The 15,946-nt window shown below is 46.5% G+C and carries 15 protein-coding genes and 2 tRNA genes; 11 read left to right on the top strand and 6 right to left on the bottom strand.

The genetic code is table 11. The annotated features are described in order from the left end of the window. The first annotated feature begins 43 nt into the window (after positions 1-43). Genes ACAM37_RS09820 through ACAM37_RS09810 form a run of 3 tightly spaced genes read left to right on the top strand, consistent with a single transcriptional unit; the run spans position 44 to position 2,114 of the window. Entirely contained in the window at positions 44-307 is a 264-nt protein-coding gene (locus tag ACAM37_RS09820; RefSeq protein WP_312534150.1) for a hypothetical protein, read from the top strand. Between the two features lie 18 nt (positions 308-325). After that, positions 326-1,210: a class II glutamine amidotransferase gene (locus ACAM37_RS09815; RefSeq protein ID WP_369626120.1), complete on the top strand. Its 885-nt coding sequence runs from the start codon at positions 326-328 to the stop codon at positions 1,208-1,210. A gap of 1 nt (position 1,211) precedes the next feature. Next, complete coding sequence (locus ACAM37_RS09810) at positions 1,212-2,114, top strand: histone deacetylase family protein (RefSeq protein WP_284035052.1); 903 nt, start codon at positions 1,212-1,214, stop codon at positions 2,112-2,114. Positions 2,115-2,204: 90 nt separating this feature from the next. Here the strand turns inward: ACAM37_RS09810 and ACAM37_RS09805 are convergent, their stop codons facing one another. The 5 genes from ACAM37_RS09805 to ACAM37_RS09785 form a co-directional block, all read right to left on the bottom strand. Continuing rightward, the gene (locus ACAM37_RS09805) at positions 2,205-3,347 is read right to left on the bottom strand and encodes an aminotransferase class V-fold PLP-dependent enzyme (RefSeq protein ID WP_007115140.1); all 1,143 of its coding nucleotides are present in this window, start codon (positions 3,345-3,347) and stop codon (positions 2,205-2,207) included. A gap of 131 nt (positions 3,348-3,478) precedes the next feature. After that, positions 3,479-4,027 (bottom strand): YchJ family protein, encoded by a 549-nt coding sequence (locus ACAM37_RS09800; RefSeq protein WP_315265469.1) that lies wholly within the window; start codon positions 4,025-4,027, stop codon positions 3,479-3,481. Between the two features lies 1 nt (position 4,028). Next, positions 4,029-4,748, bottom strand: coding sequence for a metal-dependent hydrolase (locus ACAM37_RS09795; protein WP_282850150.1), 720 nt, complete (start codon positions 4,746-4,748; stop codon positions 4,029-4,031). Positions 4,749-5,113: 365 nt separating this feature from the next. Beyond that, positions 5,114-5,189: transfer RNA gene (locus ACAM37_RS09790), tRNA-Glu, on the bottom strand. 35 nt (positions 5,190-5,224) lie between these two features. Continuing rightward, positions 5,225-5,300, bottom strand: a tRNA-Ala gene (locus ACAM37_RS09785). Positions 5,301-5,504: 204 nt separating this feature from the next. On the opposite strand from ACAM37_RS09785, the gene ACAM37_RS09780 reads away from it, so the two are divergent. The 8 genes from ACAM37_RS09780 (at position 5,505) to glmS (ending at position 14,083) form a co-directional block, all read left to right on the top strand. Further along, the gene (locus ACAM37_RS09780) at positions 5,505-6,131 is read left to right on the top strand and encodes a DedA family protein (protein ID WP_369626119.1); all 627 of its coding nucleotides are present in this window, start codon (positions 5,505-5,507) and stop codon (positions 6,129-6,131) included. 173 nt (positions 6,132-6,304) lie between these two features. Beyond that, entirely contained in the window at positions 6,305-7,801 is a 1,497-nt protein-coding gene (gene gltX, locus ACAM37_RS09775) for a glutamate--tRNA ligase (protein WP_369626118.1), read from the top strand. Positions 7,802-7,960: 159 nt separating this feature from the next. Continuing rightward, positions 7,961-8,476 carry a 6,7-dimethyl-8-ribityllumazine synthase gene (gene ribH / locus ACAM37_RS09770; RefSeq protein ID WP_007115135.1) on the top strand — a complete coding sequence of 172 codons (516 nt, stop codon included), beginning with the start codon at positions 7,961-7,963 and terminating at the stop codon, positions 8,474-8,476. A 9-nt stretch (positions 8,477-8,485) separates the two neighbouring features. Continuing rightward, positions 8,486-9,046 (top strand): transcription antitermination factor NusB, encoded by a 561-nt coding sequence (gene nusB / locus ACAM37_RS09765; RefSeq protein WP_159768182.1) that lies wholly within the window; start codon positions 8,486-8,488, stop codon positions 9,044-9,046. Positions 9,047-9,100: 54 nt separating this feature from the next. Then, positions 9,101-10,066 (top strand): thiamine-phosphate kinase, encoded by a 966-nt coding sequence (gene thiL / locus ACAM37_RS09760; RefSeq protein WP_369626117.1) that lies wholly within the window; start codon positions 9,101-9,103, stop codon positions 10,064-10,066. A 14-nt stretch (positions 10,067-10,080) separates the two neighbouring features. After that, positions 10,081-10,659: a phosphatidylglycerophosphatase A family protein gene (locus ACAM37_RS09755; protein WP_369626116.1), complete on the top strand. Its 579-nt coding sequence runs from the start codon at positions 10,081-10,083 to the stop codon at positions 10,657-10,659. 44 nt (positions 10,660-10,703) lie between these two features. After that, complete coding sequence (gene glmU, locus ACAM37_RS09750; RefSeq protein WP_369626115.1) at positions 10,704-12,062, top strand: bifunctional UDP-N-acetylglucosamine diphosphorylase/glucosamine-1-phosphate N-acetyltransferase GlmU; 1,359 nt, start codon at positions 10,704-10,706, stop codon at positions 12,060-12,062. A 182-nt stretch (positions 12,063-12,244) separates the two neighbouring features. Further along, positions 12,245-14,083, top strand: a complete 1,839-nt coding sequence (gene glmS, locus ACAM37_RS09745; RefSeq protein ID WP_369626114.1) for a glutamine--fructose-6-phosphate transaminase (isomerizing) — start codon at positions 12,245-12,247, stop codon at positions 14,081-14,083. Positions 14,084-14,139: 56 nt separating this feature from the next. On the opposite strand, the gene ACAM37_RS09740 is transcribed toward glmS, so the two are convergent. After that, positions 14,140-15,927, bottom strand: coding sequence for an FMN-binding glutamate synthase family protein (locus tag ACAM37_RS09740; protein ID WP_203172452.1), 1,788 nt, complete (start codon positions 15,925-15,927; stop codon positions 14,140-14,142). Positions 15,928-15,946: the final 19 nt, after the last annotated feature.

Genomic DNA, 15,946 nt, shown 5'->3' with positions numbered 1-15,946 from the left:
ATTTAATTTTACCAAAATATACATAATTCTCGGAATAGTAAAGATGAATGATACTAACAACTGGCAGAAACTTGCCGAATACCCGACCAACTTATTGGCAGAAACCCACGCCATCTATTTACAAAACAACGGCATCAACGTACAGACCCAACTCGTTGATTTGATGGGATTAAACACAGGCGGTGTACTATGGGTTGCCCCTGAAGATGTTGAGCAAGCCAGAGCTTTGCTCGATAATATCGATGACACCTCGCAACTAGCGGATGACGGCTTGGTAGACCATAACGACTCAGCAAAATTGCAGTAGAAAGGAACCCTAATCACCATGTGCCAACTTCTGGGTATGAATTGCAACACACCCACCGATATTCATTTTAGCTTTGCGGGGTTTCGCAAGCGGGGCGGGCAGACCGATATCCATACCGATGGGTTTGGTATTGTGTTTTTTGAAAAAAATCCCGACCCATCGCAGGGTAATGGTAAAGCTGGGATACGTCAATTTCACGATGACAAGCCAAGTTTCTGCTCACCGGTGGCGGATTTAGTCAACAGTTATCCGATTAAGGCGATGAATGTAATTAGCCATATTCGCAAAGCCACGCAAGGCACAAATTGCTTGGCTAATACCCACCCATTTGTCCGTGAGGTATGGGGCGAGGAATGGGCGTTTGCGCATAATGGGCAGCTGCAGATGGGTTTTATTGACCAGCTCAGCCCTGTGCCCACCCACTATCAGCCCGTAGGTACAACCGATTCAGAGATGGCATTTTGTTATCTGCTCAATCGCCTCAAATCACAGTTTAGTGAGCCGCCCAGTGACGAGGTGCTATTCCAGTTTTTGACCACGATTTGTCGTGAGTTATCGGCGCTGGGTTTGTTTAATTGTCTCATTAGCAATGGCGATTGGCAGTTGGCGTATGCAGGAAGCTTGCTGTTTTTTATCACCCGTAAAGCGCCATTTGGTGAGGCGAAACTCGCTGACAGTGAGCTGGCGATTGATTTTAGTGAAGTGACTTCGCAGACCGATAAAGTGACCTTGATTACTACCATTCCTTTGACTTACAACGAACACTGGCAACAGCTGTATGTGGATGAATGTTTGATGTTTCGGGATGGCGATATTTTATTTAAAGATACCCCTGATAATCCGACCTGCTTAACCATTGAAGAAGGCATTGCCATCGCCCGCAAAGTGGGGGCGAGCTTATAATATGATAAAAGTCGCTTATTCTGATATTTTTAAATATGACGTCCCCGAGCGTCACCGTTTTCCCATGCAAAAATATCCGATGATTGCGGAGCGGTTATTGGCGGAGGGTACATTCACCCAAGCCAATTTTTTTGCCCCGCAGCGATTGAGCGAAGACGAAATTCTCACCACACATACACAAACGTACTGGCAGCATCTAAAACAGCAAACATTGCCCGCCAAGGACGCGCGTGCCATCGGCTTTGAGATGACGCCCAGGCTCGTTGAACGGGAACGTGTGATTGCCCACGGCACTTATGAATGTGCGTTATTCGCCAAACAATTCGGTGTCGCGCTCAATATCGCAGGCGGTACCCACCATGCGTTTGCCGATCATGGCGAAGGGTTTTGCGTGTTTAACGATGTGGCGGTGGCGAGTAATTTATTGTTGGCACGTGGACAAGCGACCCAGATTCTGACGGTAGATTTGGATGTGCATCAAGGCAACGGTACAGCGCATTTGATGGCAAATGAACCTCGGGTATTTACCTTCAGTATGCATGGCGCAAAAAACTATCCGTTTCGCAAGCAAGCATCTGATTTGGATATTGATTTGCCAAACGAGACAGGCGATGAGGCGTATTTAGCAATATTAATGGAGACGCTGCCAGCACTCATCACAAAAGTGAAACCCGATATGCTGTTTTACCAGTCTGCTGTGGATGTGCTCTCCACCGATAAGCTCGGTAAACTCGCGCTCACCCGTGACGGCTGTGCCAAGCGTGATGCGTTTGTATTTAGCCAAGCCAAAGCCCATGGAATTCCAGTGGCGGTGGTGATGGGTGGCGGCTACTCAGAAAACATCGACGATGTGGTGGAAGCCCATTGCAATACCTTTCGCATAGCAAAAAGGCTGTATGAGTGAGTGTTAAGAGATAAAAAAAGCCCTGTTTCACAGAGCTTTTAAAACAAACCGTTGTTCTGCTAATCAATGCGCTAACACGTACGTTGATAATTAAGCTAATACTTTCTCAAGCGCTTGCTTAAAACGGCTGACTGTACCGTCTACATCTGTTAATTTATCTAACCCAAATAGCCCCAAACGGAATGTTTTAAAGCTGTCGGGTTCGCCAACTTTCAGTGGGACGCCGCCTGCAATTTGTAAGCCTTGGGCTGCAAATGCTGCACCTTTGTGCATATCATCACGGTCAGTATAGACCACAATCACACCGGGCGCTTGGTAGCCTGCAGCTGCGACGCTGATAATATCGTGTTGATTGAGGACAGAGAGCACTTTTTGACCCAATTCAAATTGGGCGCTTTTGAGTTTATCAAGTCCAATCGCTTCGGCTTCTTTGACGGTATCGCGAAATTTGGTCAGCCCATCGGTTGGCATCGTCGCATGATACGCATGAGCGCCATTTTCATAAGCGCGCATGATAGTGAGCCACTGTTTGAGATCAAGCCCAAAACTGGTCGATTCGGTGGCTTCCACTTTGGCAACGGCTGTTTCATTCATCATTACTAGCCCCGCACATGGCGTGCTTGACCAGCCTTTTTGTGGCGCAGAGATAAGCACATCAATGCCCAACGCTTTCATATCAAGCCACACGCAGCCTGATGCGATACAGTCAATGACTAGTAAACCACCGACACTATGCACTGCATCGGCAAGTTGTTTGATGTAGTCATCAGGCAGCATCAAGCCTGCTGCGGTTTCGACATGCGGGGCAAATACCACCGCAGGTTTTTTAGATTGAATCTCGGCGACAGCCGTCTCGATTGCCACTGGCTCAAACTGCTGTTGTTGCCCCATTGAGTCGCTGTTGTCACCGATGTGTGCGGTCAAGACGGTCACGTCATCCGTGATACGACCTTTTTCAAGGATTTGCGTCCAGCGAAAACTAAAAAAGCCGTTGCGGATGATGAGCACTGTTTGGTCAGTGGCAAGCTGGCGCGCAACCGCTTCCATACCGTAAGTCCCTGTACCCGGCACGATTGCCACCGCATCGGCGTTATACACGTTTTTTAAACTTGTGGACAAATCATTCATCACGGTTTGGAATTTTTTGGACATGTGATTGAGCGAGCGGTCGGTGTAGACTACAGAGTATTCTAATAAACCGTCTGGATCAATATCTTGGCGTAGGGCAGGCATGGGACTCTCCTTTAATATCGTTGTCTTTATCGCAAAATCGCAAATAAAATTAGTCTAGCAAAAAAGCCCTTTTAAAAACCAAAAAAATTGTAGAGCGGTTGTTAAATTCTTTGTTATCAATGGCGCAGCGATTAAGCCAAAAACTGTCCACAGCAGCGTTTGTATTTCTCACCACTACCACAGGGGCAAGGCTGCTTTTGGGTGACAGGCATGACCACTGTCGGATCCAAAAAATACCAACGGCTGGTGCCATGGGTGGGAATATTCACAAAGGTGGATAGCTCATGATGGACGCCTTTGCCGTCTAAACCTTTGTTGTCTAAAGCAGCTAAGTCCAAACCCGCTGAATGCCCAACTGATGCATTAGGCAAGTGAAAGTAGGCTTTAAACTCAACTTGTGCATGGCGTTTGCCAAGTTTTGCTAGATGGTTGATGACTTCAAGTCCTGCCCAGTCAGTCTGCTTTGCCCAGTCGCTAATTGCTTGGGTATCGAGCAGCGGCTGCTGAAAAGGCGCGGTGGTGGCAACGATATACTCGATATGTTGAAGCACAAATGCCGCGTACCGAGCGCGCATTAGCTGTGCTGCGGTATCAGCGATTTTTTGCCCCACATGCAGGGGCGCACAGCAATCAGCGTAAGACAGTGTAGAGCCGCAGGGGCAAGGTGATGTATGTATCATGTTAATGAATGTTCGGTAGGTTGATGGCGGTAGGCAAGATATTTTTCTTTAAAATAAGCCAACTAATCGGGTCTTGTAGCGTCTGCCAAAATATCTTAAATGGCGGGGCAAACACAATCAGGGCAGCCAACACGGCATATAAGCCCAAATACCAGCCTACTTGATCGAACTTAAACACTTTAAACGCGGTACCAAAAGATTTTTTGACACTCAGCCCTAACAGGTTGACGCTAAACATCTCATCTAACAGCAGATGAACAATGGCGCCAAACATCAAAAATAGCCCCAAAAACCAACTGATAACAGCGCCTTGCTTAAACCCATAAAAGCTGGCGTACACGAGGGTCATCGCCATAATCCCCAGATAGGGAATCGAATGCACGATGCCACGATGCACCGTCAATTTGCTATATAAATTAAACACACCGTAGCGCATCAGCAAATAAGATGCTAACCACAATCCTGCCAATGCCACCAACGAAAACTGCCCGACACACAAGATAACAATAAAAAATGCGCACAACAGCGATACGACATTAAATCCTACGGTCGCCGGTACCGAGTGGTCCAAATCAATATCGGGGAGCAAGCCACCAATGGTACCAGCCACCACACACATCAAATATTCAGGCGCGGTCAGCATCCCTGCTTTATAAATCACCAAGCCAGTGACGCCACTTGCGACAAAAGCCACGCTTATGTGGGTGTTAAAATTTGCCATAGTCTTCGCCCAGTTTCCCAATAGCTTAAAATCAGCGAGTCAAAACTCGAGTGGTAAAATCTCGAGTGATAAAATTTAGTGGCTTAAATCATGTAGCTAAAAGCAGATAGCCAAAAAAATCATTTATCCCATACGCAATTGCGCGCTCAATTATATGCTAATTTTGATGACAAAGCGTCAACTGAGCGCAAGGAAAATTAATTTTGTGGCGCGGGGCATGGGAAAAAGCAAAACATTGTAAGCTATGTAACCTATTTAACCTAGGATGTGGCAAGGCAACACTAGATAGCAAAAACTCTTACTAGAGACAGATAGCAAAAACAAAAAAGCCATCGTCCGTCAGACAATGGCTTTTTTAAAATAAGTGGCGTCCCCACGGGGATTCGAACCCCGGTTACCGCCGTGAAAGGGCGATGTCCTAGGCCTCTAGACGATGGGGACGCAATCGCACGAGGTGCTCTAAGCAGACTTAATAGTGGTGGAGCTAAGCGGAGTCGAACCGCTGACCCCTTGCATGCCATGCAAGTGCTCTACCAACTGAGCTATAGCCCCATTTTTGGGAATTATTTAGACTGCTTTGCCTAAGAGTGCGCGTATTTTATTGAAAACTTATTTTGCTGTCAAGATGATTTTTGCCTAAAAGCACAAAATTTTTACCCATTCTTGCTATAATGATGCCTGCTTAATGTTGCCTTCATATAACGACTGTAGATTAGTTATATTTTGTTGTTTTGTCTAAAATTATAAGGATAGCCCATGTGGTTGGTTGATTTTATTTTGCATATCGGTGATCATTTACAAGAGCTGGTCAACAACTATGGTAATTGGATTTATGCGATTTTGTTTGCCATTGTGTTTTGCGAGACGGGTCTGGTGGTGTTGCCATTTTTGCCCGGGGATTCGATGTTGTTTGCCGCAGGCACCATTGCCGCAGTGGGCGATATGAATATCTTTGTGCTGATTGGTTTATTGATTGTAGCGGCAGTATTGGGCGATTTTGTTAATTTTGAGATTGGCAAACACTTTGGGCAAAAGTTATTTTCCAATCCCAATTCCAAGATTTTTAAGCAAAGCTATTTGCAAAAAACCCACGATTATTATGAAAGATACGGCGGACGCACCATTATTATTGCCCGTTTTATTCCCATTGTACGCACTTTCGCGCCGTTTGTAGGCGGGATGGGTAACATGAATTATGCCCAGTTTGCTCGCTATAACATCGTTGGCGCGGTATTATGGGTGGTATCTTTTACCACGCTAGGCTATTTTTTTGGTCAATTACCCTTTGTCAAAGAACATTTTTCGTGGATTATGATTGCCATTATTGTGTTTTCGGTGGTACCAATGATTGTCGAAATCATTCGCCATCGCAAGGATAAATAATTGAATTAGTGTTCAAAAATAACGCTAAATGCCAAAGTCAATCTAGCATTTAGCGTTGCCTTCCAAATTTATATTTTATCAGCCACCTATCATCGCTAGGATTCAATTTATAAAAATTCGATAGTCGGCTATAATAGCCGCTAATTTGAAATTTTTGTAAAATTGAGAAATCCATGTCAAAAGTCCGCACCCGTATCGCCCCAAGCCCCACAGGCTTTCCCCACGTTGGCACTGCCTATATCGCGCTATTTAACCTTGCCTTTGCCAAAGCGCATGGCGGTGACTTTATCCTACGCATTGAAGACACCGACCAAACGCGCTCCACCGCACAATCTGAACAAATGATTTTGGACGCCCTGCGCTGGGTCGGTCTTGACTGGGCAGAAGGTCCAGACGTAGGCGGTCCACATGCACCGTACCGCCAAAGCGAACGCAAAGACATCTACAAACAATACGCCGAAGAACTGTTGGACAAAGGTCATGCATTCCGCTGTTTTGCCACAGCCGAAGAGTTAGATCAAATGCGAGCCGAACAAATGGCGCGGGGCGAAACCCCAAAATATGACGGTCGCTATGCGAACCTTTCCCGTGAACAGTCGGACAAGCTCGCCGCCGAAGGCAAGCCATTTGTCATTCGTATGCGTGTGCCAGACGAGGGTGTATGTAAATTTGACGATATGCTACGTGGCGAGGTCGAGATTCCTTGGTCACAAGTGGATATGCAAGTGCTACTTAAAACCGACGGTCTACCGACCTACCATTTGGCAAACGTGGTCGATGACCATTTGATGCAGATTACCCATGTCATCCGTGGCGAAGAGTGGATTAACTCCGCCCCAAAACATCAACTGTTGTATAAATATTTTGGTTGGGATATGCCCGTACTCTGCCATATGCCACTGCTCAGAAACCCCGACAAATCCAAACTATCCAAACGCAAAAACCCAACGTCTATCACTTATTACCGTGATGCAGGTGTATTGCCAGAAGCCTTGCTTAATTATTTGGGACGGATGGGCTATTCGATGCCAAATGAAGCCGAAAAATTCACGTTGGATGACATGATTGCCAGTTTTGACATCAAACGGGTGTCGCTTGGCGGTCCGATTTTTGACGTGGAAAAACTCACTTGGCTCAATGGCGAATGGTTGCGCTCACTGTCACCCGAAGCCTTAAAAACCAAAATCCTCGATTGGGCAAATGACAGTGAAAAACTCACCGCGATTGCCAAAGCCATTCAGCCACGCATTAACTTGTTGTCGGATGCGGTGAATTGGTCGGGCTTTTATTTCCAAAACTTGCCAACGATTAGTGAGGTGGACTTTGAGCATAAAGTGCTATCCACTGAGCAAACCGTGGAGATTCTACAACTTGCGCAATGGCAGTTAGAAACCCTGCCTGTATGGACGGAGGAGAATATCCAAGCGGTATTGTCTGGTTTGGCAGGCGAGATGGGCATTAAGTTGCGTGATTTTATGTCGCCATTTTTTATTGCCATCGCAGGTAGCAAGTCAAGCACGCCTGTGATGAATTCAATGTATTTGATTGGGGCAGATATGACATTGCAGCGCCTGCGTCATGCCATTGAGGTGTTGGGCGGTGTCAGCAAGAAAAAAGCGAAAGAATTGGAAAAACGTCATAAAGCATTACCAAGCTTTTTGACCCAATAAGCTTAATTATTTTGTATAAAAGTCCGTCGCTGTGGCGGGTTTTTTATTTTAACAAGAGTAACCTAGGTTCATGCTAAATAACATGAATAAACCTAACAAAAATGGTATCATACCTAGCAAAATTCAGATTCTAATTTTTACAATTTAAAGGTAATCATCATGGCAAATCTTCAAAACGAACTCGCCCAAGTACAGCATATCAGCGGTGAACTACACACCAATGCCCACGCCAAAATCGGTATGGTGGTAGGACGTTTTAACAGCTTTGTGGTAGAAAGTTTGGTCAGCGGCGCGATTGATACCTTACTGCGTCATGGTATCGCCGGTAGCAATATTACTGTGGTGCGTGTACCGGGTGCTTGGGAAATTCCATTGGCGGTTGCTCGTATGGCACAAACCGATAAATTTGACGCTATCATCGGTTTAGGCGCGGTGATTCGTGGTAGCACGCCGCACTTTGATTTTGTCGCTGGTGAATCTGCCAAAGGCTTAGGCGCGATTGGGTTGGACTATGACGTGCCTGTCATTAATGCAATTTTGACCACAGACAGCATCGAACAAGCCATTGAACGCTCTGGCACCAAAGCAGGTAACAAAGGCTCAGAAGCAGCCATGGTCGCGCTTGAGATGATTAACGTGTTGGGTCAAATTGACGCACAAATGGCTGGTGAATAAGGTAGCGATATGACTGACAATTCAACCCACACCACACCACAGCAGGCGAGTCAAGACAACGCCGTCAATTATAAAACCAGCCTGACCGCGATTCGTAAAGCACGCCGTTTTGTGGTACAAGGGTTATATGAATGGCTGTTGACAGGCAATCCATCGCACGAAATCGAAGCGCACACCCGCAGTGAGAATGCCATGCACACGGTGCATTTGGGCTATTATCATGAGCTACTGAGCAAAATCATTGAGCAAAGCGATGACTTAATCGCCTATATCGACAGCCTACTTGATCGCCCTTGGACACGTCTAGATAAAGTTGAGCAAGCGGTATTGCTTGTCGGTGCGTATGAGATGAAGCAGCACTTGGAAGTGCCTTACAAAGTAGTGATTGATGAAGCGATTCAGCTCAATACCCATTTTGGCTCATCAGATGGCTATAAAATGATTCATGTGGTGATGGATAAAATCGCCAAAGACGCGCGTATGCCTGAAGTAGAGGCAGATGCCAAAAAAGCCAAAACAGAGGATGCGCCGCAGCCGCCATCGCAAGCGACCACTGAAGAAGAAAAATAATACCGTAAAGGGCGTACTTGCTACGCCCTTTTGTGCTCGATACGGATGGCTAAGATGTCCGAATTTTCTTTGATTTATCAACATTTTCAACACTGTACACGCAAAAACCCTTTGACCCAAGTGGGTATTGGGGATGATTGCGCGATAAGCAGTATGCCAAGTGATTGCGAACTGGTGAGCTGTATTGACACGCTGGTTGCAGGTCGGCATTTTCCCTTATCAACATCCGCTTATGCCATCGGCTATAAATCGGTCGCGGTAAATTTATCCGATTTGGCAGCGATGGGGGCGACGCCCTATGCGATATTGCTGGGTATTAGCTTGCCCGCTAAGCTTGCACATGATGACTGGCTCAAACCATTCACCCAAGGTATCGCGGACATTTGCAACCGATTTGATGTCGAGCTCATCGGTGGCGATACCACCCAATCAAACACCTTAACCATCTCTGTCACTGCACTGGGTTTTGTGCCAACTGGGCAAGCTATTACTAGAGGGGGCGCAAAAGTCGGTGATATCATCTGTGTGAGCGGTGAGATTGGCTCAGCAAGTTTTGCGTTACAGCAGATTTTAAACGCTGAAAAATCTGAGCGGCACAATATCGCTTTACAACCAATCGCTTTACAGCCGGCACTCGATTTACCTGTTCCGCAAGTGCAACTGGGACAAAAATTACGTGGGTTTGCCCATAGCATGATTGATATTTCAGATGGTTTAGGGCAGGATTTAGGTCATATCCTAACCGCATCAAAGGTGGGCGCGGTGGTCGATTTGGCCAGCATTCCAACGCATCCACGGTTACAAGCCTTGCCAAATGCTGATAAGTGGCAACATCAGCTCAATGGCGGTGATGATTATCAACTGTGCTTTACCATGAGTGAGCAAAATTTTGTCAAATTTAATCAACAGTTTTCGGATAAAATTTTTGCCATTGGCAAAATTGTCACAGAAAACGGCTTGAGGCTGACTTATAATAACCAACCAATTGAATTTTCAATCACTGGCTATCAGCATTTTTAGCCAAAGAACGCACTATGACCCAACTGCACAAACCCGACGTCCGTAAAGCCAATGTTTGCCCGCCTTGTCCGCCAACCGCGAGTGTTTGGGAAAAGCTGATTTATTGGCTCGGTATCGGCTTAGGCTCAGGATTGCCAAAGCGCGCTGCTGGGACGTGGGGCACGGTGGGTGGACTGGTGGTTGCCATTCCGATGTTATGGCTGGGTTTTTGGGGGTTTTTGGCGGTTACGATGGTGGGCGCTCTAGTCGGTAGTTATATCTGCGGTAAAACGTCTGATTTGATGGGTGTACACGATGACCCGCATATCGTATGGGATGAATGGGTCGGCATGTGGGTGTCACTCTTGCCAATTTTATGGCTGCATTTCTACGATGATGCTTTATTGCAAGGTCATCAGTTAAGTTTACTGCTACTATACTTTGCTGCATTTGTCGCGTTTCGTTTTTTTGATATTTTAAAACCCTTTCCGATTAAATGGGTGGACAAAAATGTGAGCGGCGGTTTTGGTATTTTGATTGACGACATTTTGGCGGGACTGATGGCAGGGGTTGTGCTAATAGTCTTTATAAGTGTGCTCGTTACTTATGTTTAACCTGTTGTATCATTAAAATTAGTTTAAAAAAATAAGGAATTCCCATGACCAACTTAACCACCATCATCATGGCAGCGGGCAAAGGCACTCGCATGAAATCGAGCAAGCCAAAAGTGCTACAACCGCTGGCAGGCAAGCCTTTGCTACATCACGTACTCGCCACTGCCAAACAATTGGGTAGCCAAAAAAATATCATTATCTATGGTTTTGAAGGTCAGCAAGTCAAAGATGCCTTTGCCGATGAACAAATTGATTGGGTCGAGCAAGCTGAGCAATTGGGCACGGGTCACGCGGTGCAAATGACTTTGCCGGTGTTGCCTAAAGAGGGTAAAAGCTTGATTTTATCAGGCGATGTGCCACTCATTGGCGTCGATACCTTAGAGAAATTGGCAAATACAGACAGCCGTTTTGCCATGCTGACCCTAAACTTAGCCAACCCGTTTGGCTTGGGTCGTATTGTGCGTGACAACAACCAAGTAATCGCCATTGTTGAAGAAAAAGATGCCAACGATGAGCAAAGACAAATCACTGAAATCAATAGCGGTGTGTACTGTGTCGCCAATGATATTTTGCACAAGTACCTCAATAACTTGACCAATAACAATGCCCAAGGCGAATATTACCTGACCGATATCGTCAAAATGGCGGTGGATGATGGCATCGAAATCGCCACCGTATCGCCGACCCATCAGTTTGAAATCGAAGGCGTGAATGACCGTCTGCAGTTGGCAAATCTAGAGCGTACTTGGCAAATGCATCAAGCCGAAGCATTGATGAAACAAGGGGTACATTTGATTGACCCAAGCCGTTTTGATTTACGCGGTTCGCTCAAAGTTGGTAGAGATGTGCAAATTGATATTAATGTCATCATTGAAGGTGACTGTGAGCTAGGTGATAACGTCAAAATCGGCGCAGGTTGTATCATCAAAAACAGCAAAATCGCCAGTGGCACTGTGGTGCAACCTTATAGTCTATTTGACAATGCGGTAGTGGGTGAAGATAACCAAATCGGACCATTTGCCCGTCTGCGCCCCAATGCGGTCACTGACAAAGAGGTGCATATCGGTAACTTTGTGGAGCTTAAAAACACCCAAATGGCAAGCGGCGCTAAAGCCAATCATTTGGCGTATTTGGGTGATGCCACCATTGGACAAAAGACCAATATCGGCGCAGGCACGATCACTGCCAATTATGATGGCGTCAATAAGTTTAAAACCGAAATCGGTGATGAGGTTAGAATTGGCTCAAATGCGGTGCTGATTGCCCCTGTGACCATTGGTGACCGCGCCACCATTGGGGCAGGCAGTGCCATCAGTAAAGCCTGCCCTGCTGAAAAACTGTCCATCGCCCGTGGCAAACAAGTCACGATTGAGGGTTGGCAACGTCCTGAAAAAAAATCTTGATATTTGAATTTTTGCCTAAATTTAACAGATTCTTGCTTGATACCATAAACTTGCTTTATACGATAAAGCTGTTTGGTTAAGCAACAATAAAACAATCTAACGACTGTGTAAACGGGGGGATTGTTTTTCACAGCAGTCAAAGTTGATTGCTCACACCAAAAACTGGATACTAAGGAACAGTTATGTGCGGTATCGTTGGCGCCATTCGTGCGCAAGACAATGTGGTAGATTTTTTAACCGATGGCTTAAAACGCCTAGAGTATCGGGGTTATGACTCATCGGGTATTGCAGTGCAAACCGATGAAGGACTCAAACGCGTGCGCCGAGTGGGGCGTGTTGCCTTGATGGAAGCCGCTGCCAAAGAGCGCGGCGTGTATGGTCACACCGGTATCGGTCACACACGCTGGGCCACCCACGGCGGCGTCACTGAGCCAAATGCCCATCCGCATATCTCGGGTGATTTGATTTCGGTGGTACATAACGGCATCATCGAAAACTTCGAAGCTGAGCGCGCTCGCCTTCAGCAAAATGGCTATCATTTTGAGTCACAAACCGACACTGAGGTCATCGCCCATGCGGTGCATCAGCACTACGTACAAAACGGCGGTGATTTATTCAAAGCGGTACAAGCGGCGACCCAACAATTTCATGGCGCGTATGCAATTGCTGTGATTGCCAACGATATGCCACAAAACATGGTGGTGGCGCGTATGGGCTGTCCGTTACTCATTGGCTTAGGTGAGCATGAAACCTTTATCGCATCGGATGTCTCAGCCGTTGTCGCCTTTACCCGTCAAATCATGTATCTTGAAGATGGCGATATTGCCCAGTTGACCGCAGATGGCGTGGCACAAATGATTGACAAACAAGGCAATCCAGCGACCCGCAAAGCTACTACTTCGCAAGTGTCATTAGCGTCTCTTGAGCTAGGGGCTTATAGCCACTTTATGCAAAAAGAAATCTACGAGCAGCCAAAAGCGGTGTCAGATACCGCCGAAATCTTTTTGGATGCCGGGTTTATCGCCAACAACTTTGGTGAAAATGCTGAAGCCGTTTTCAATGATATCGACAGTATTAAGATTCTTGCCTGTGGCACGTCGTATTATGCTGCATCGACCGCCAAATATTGGTTGGAAAGTATTGCCAAAATTGCCACCGATGTTGAAATCGCTAGCGAATACCGTTATCGTGAGGTGATTGCCAATCCAAAACAATTGATTATCACCATCTCGCAATCAGGGGAAACGCTAGATACCATGGAGGCGCTAAAATACGCACAAGCCAAGGGTCACAAACATAGTCTATCCATCTGTAACGTGATGGAATCCGCCTTGCCTCGCGCCAGTGAGCTAGTAGTCTACACCCGAGCCGGTGCGGAGATTGGGGTCGCCTCAACCAAAGCCTTTACTACCCAGTTAGTGGCTTTATTTGGTTTGGCGGTGACACTCGGTCGTGTGCGTGGCTATGTGGATGAGACTAAACTGGTCGAATACACCAATGCGCTGCGCAGCTTGCCCAATGATATTCAATATGCGCTCAATCTTGAGCCACAGATTAGCAGCTGGTCAAGCAAATTTGCTGATAAGCCAAGCGCGCTGTTTTTGGGACGTGGTATTCATTACCCGATTGCATTAGAAGGCGCATTAAAGCTCAAAGAAATCACCTATATCCATGCAGAAGCCTATCCCGCTGGCGAGTTAAAACACGGTCCACTGGCATTGGTTGATGAAAACATGCCTGTGGTGGTGATAGCGCCAAATGACAGCCTACTCGACAAAGTCAAAGCCAATATGCAAGAAGTCTCGGCGCGTGGCGGTGAGTTGTTTGTCTTTACCGATCTTGACAGTGATTTTTCTGATAGTGAAGGCGTACACGTGATTCGCACCCCACGTCATATTGGCGTGTTATCGCCCATTGTACACACTATTCCCGTACAGTTATTATCTTATCATGTTGCGCTTGCCAAAGGGACAGATGTTGATAAACCCCGTAATTTGGCCAAGAGCGTCACGGTGGAATAAACTAAGCTGATACAAAAAAACCGCTAACGATTAGCGGTTTTTTTGTGGACAAAGTATTAAGAAGGGTCATCATCGTAGGTATAATAGCTATTTGCGGTTTCATCAAAGCTGTCGATACGCTCAGGGTAATTGCCTTCATTAAAGCGCTTTTCGTTGTGGTCATGGGCGTGACGCACATCGTGATTGTAAGCAATTAACGCCTCGTTATTTGCCAAAAAGCTATCAGGATTTGCCATGACCCACATTTGGTTAAAAACATCTGAGCGCGCCGATAAATCCAGTAACACGCCAGGTTCGGTAAAATAATAAAACTTGGATAATAGCTTAATCTGCCCATTTTCCAGTCGTCTGGCGATATGATACGCTTGTAAATCTTTTGGGTGTTTTAAACCTACCGCACCGACAATCGCTGCCAATGATTTAAGCGTGTTTTTATGAAAATTATAGACCCGCTGTGCCTTATCAGGAATATGTAATGCCCGCTGACGATACGGGTCTTGGGTAGCAACCCCAGTTGGGCATTTGTTGGTATGGCACGCGCGTGATTGGATACAGCCCACCGCAAACATAAAGCCACGCGCTGAGTTACACCAATCTGCACCTAGCGCTAGCATGCGAGCGATATCAAAGGCAGAGATGATTTTACCACTGACACCGATTTTGATTTTGTCACGCACCCCCGCACCCACCAGTGTGTTGTGCACAAGCAAAAAGCCATCGAGTAGTGGCATGCCAACATTATCCATAAACTCAACAGGCGCAGCACCTGTACCGCCTTCTGCACCATCAACCACGATAAAATCAGGGTAATTATCTGCTTCAATCATGGCTTTGACAATCGCCATAAACTGCCAAGGCTGTCCGACACACAGCTTAAAACCAACCGGCTTGCCCCCTGACAATTCACGCAGCTGTTGCCAAAACTGCACCATCTCACGCGGGGTAGTAAAGGCTGAGTGGCTCGCTGGAGAAACGCAGTCTACATCCATCGGCACATCACGGGTTTCGGCAATTTCCGGGGTGATTTTTTCTTTGGGCAACACCCCGCCTTTACCAGGCTTTGCCCCTTGCGACAGCTTGATTTCAATCATTTTGACTTGCTCAATGCGCGAGCGTTCAGCGAATTTTTCGGCGCTAAACGTGCCATCGTGATTACGGCATCCAAAATACCCGGTACCCAGCTCCCAAATCAAATCGCCGCCGTGTTCTTTATGGTACGGACTAATCGCACCTTCACCTGTATCATGAGCAAATCCACCGAGTTTTGCGCCCTGATTGAGCGCTTCGATTGCCGCGGCTGAAAGACTGCCAAAACTCATGGCAGAGATATTAAACACCGACATCGAGTAGGGCTGCAGGCATCGTTCACCGCCCACCATAATACGAAAATTGGTTTCTTTGAGGGGGTAGCTAAGGGTGGATTGTAAAAACCATTCTTTGCCAGACTGGTATAGATTTTCTAAGGTACCAAAGGCATTGGTATCACTGACGTTTTTGGCACGTTGATAAGCAAGCGCACGCTGCTGGCGCGAAAACGGCACGGCGGCTTGGTCATCTTCAATCAAATACTGGCGCAGTTCAGGTCGAAACTCTTCCAATAGATAACGAATATGTCCCGAAATTGGGTAGTTACGTAAGACGGCATGGTGGACTTGTATCAAATCATAAATGCCCACCACAAAGCCCACCAGACCAATCACTATCAGCCACCATTTAAGTAGCACAATCCCCAACGCAAGGATAGCAAAGGCAATGACAAACACGCTGTAGCGAAACACAACGCCTTGCAAATAGGGCTCTTTATGGGTAGGGGTTACCGTGATATCAGTGCGCTTGTCAACCATGACAATCTTCCTTATCAGA

The organism is Moraxella sp. K23 (assembly GCF_041154765.1).
Lineage (GTDB): Bacteria > Pseudomonadota > Gammaproteobacteria > Pseudomonadales > Moraxellaceae > Faucicola > Faucicola tetraodonis.
Note: the sequence above shows the minus strand (reverse complement) of the source record. Positions and strands in the feature narration are given on the sequence as shown.

Bases quoted from the DNA above. Each gene is read 5' to 3' on its own strand.
- ACAM37_RS09820 (WP_312534150.1), top strand. From the start codon at position 44: ATGAATGATACTAACAACTGGCAGAAACTTGCCGAATACCCGACCAAC.
- ACAM37_RS09815 (WP_369626120.1), top strand. From the start codon at position 326: ATGTGCCAACTTCTGGGTATGAATTGCAACACACCCACCGATATTCAT.
- ACAM37_RS09810 (WP_284035052.1), top strand. From the start codon at position 1,212: ATGATAAAAGTCGCTTATTCTGATATTTTTAAATATGACGTCCCCGAG.
- ACAM37_RS09805 (WP_007115140.1), bottom strand. From the start codon at position 3,347: ATGCCTGCCCTACGCCAAGATATTGATCCAGACGGTTTATTAGAATAC.
- ACAM37_RS09800 (WP_315265469.1), bottom strand. From the start codon at position 4,027: ATGATACATACATCACCTTGCCCCTGCGGCTCTACACTGTCTTACGCT.
- ACAM37_RS09795 (WP_282850150.1), bottom strand. From the start codon at position 4,748: ATGGCAAATTTTAACACCCACATAAGCGTGGCTTTTGTCGCAAGTGGC.
- ACAM37_RS09780 (WP_369626119.1), top strand. From the start codon at position 5,505: ATGTGGTTGGTTGATTTTATTTTGCATATCGGTGATCATTTACAAGAG.
- gltX (WP_369626118.1), top strand. From the start codon at position 6,305: ATGTCAAAAGTCCGCACCCGTATCGCCCCAAGCCCCACAGGCTTTCCC.
- ribH (WP_007115135.1), top strand. From the start codon at position 7,961: ATGGCAAATCTTCAAAACGAACTCGCCCAAGTACAGCATATCAGCGGT.
- nusB (WP_159768182.1), top strand. From the start codon at position 8,486: ATGACTGACAATTCAACCCACACCACACCACAGCAGGCGAGTCAAGAC.
- thiL (WP_369626117.1), top strand. From the start codon at position 9,101: ATGTCCGAATTTTCTTTGATTTATCAACATTTTCAACACTGTACACGC.
- ACAM37_RS09755 (WP_369626116.1), top strand. From the start codon at position 10,081: ATGACCCAACTGCACAAACCCGACGTCCGTAAAGCCAATGTTTGCCCG.
- glmU (WP_369626115.1), top strand. From the start codon at position 10,704: ATGACCAACTTAACCACCATCATCATGGCAGCGGGCAAAGGCACTCGC.
- glmS (WP_369626114.1), top strand. From the start codon at position 12,245: ATGTGCGGTATCGTTGGCGCCATTCGTGCGCAAGACAATGTGGTAGAT.
- ACAM37_RS09740 (WP_203172452.1), bottom strand. From the start codon at position 15,927: ATGGTTGACAAGCGCACTGATATCACGGTAACCCCTACCCATAAAGAG.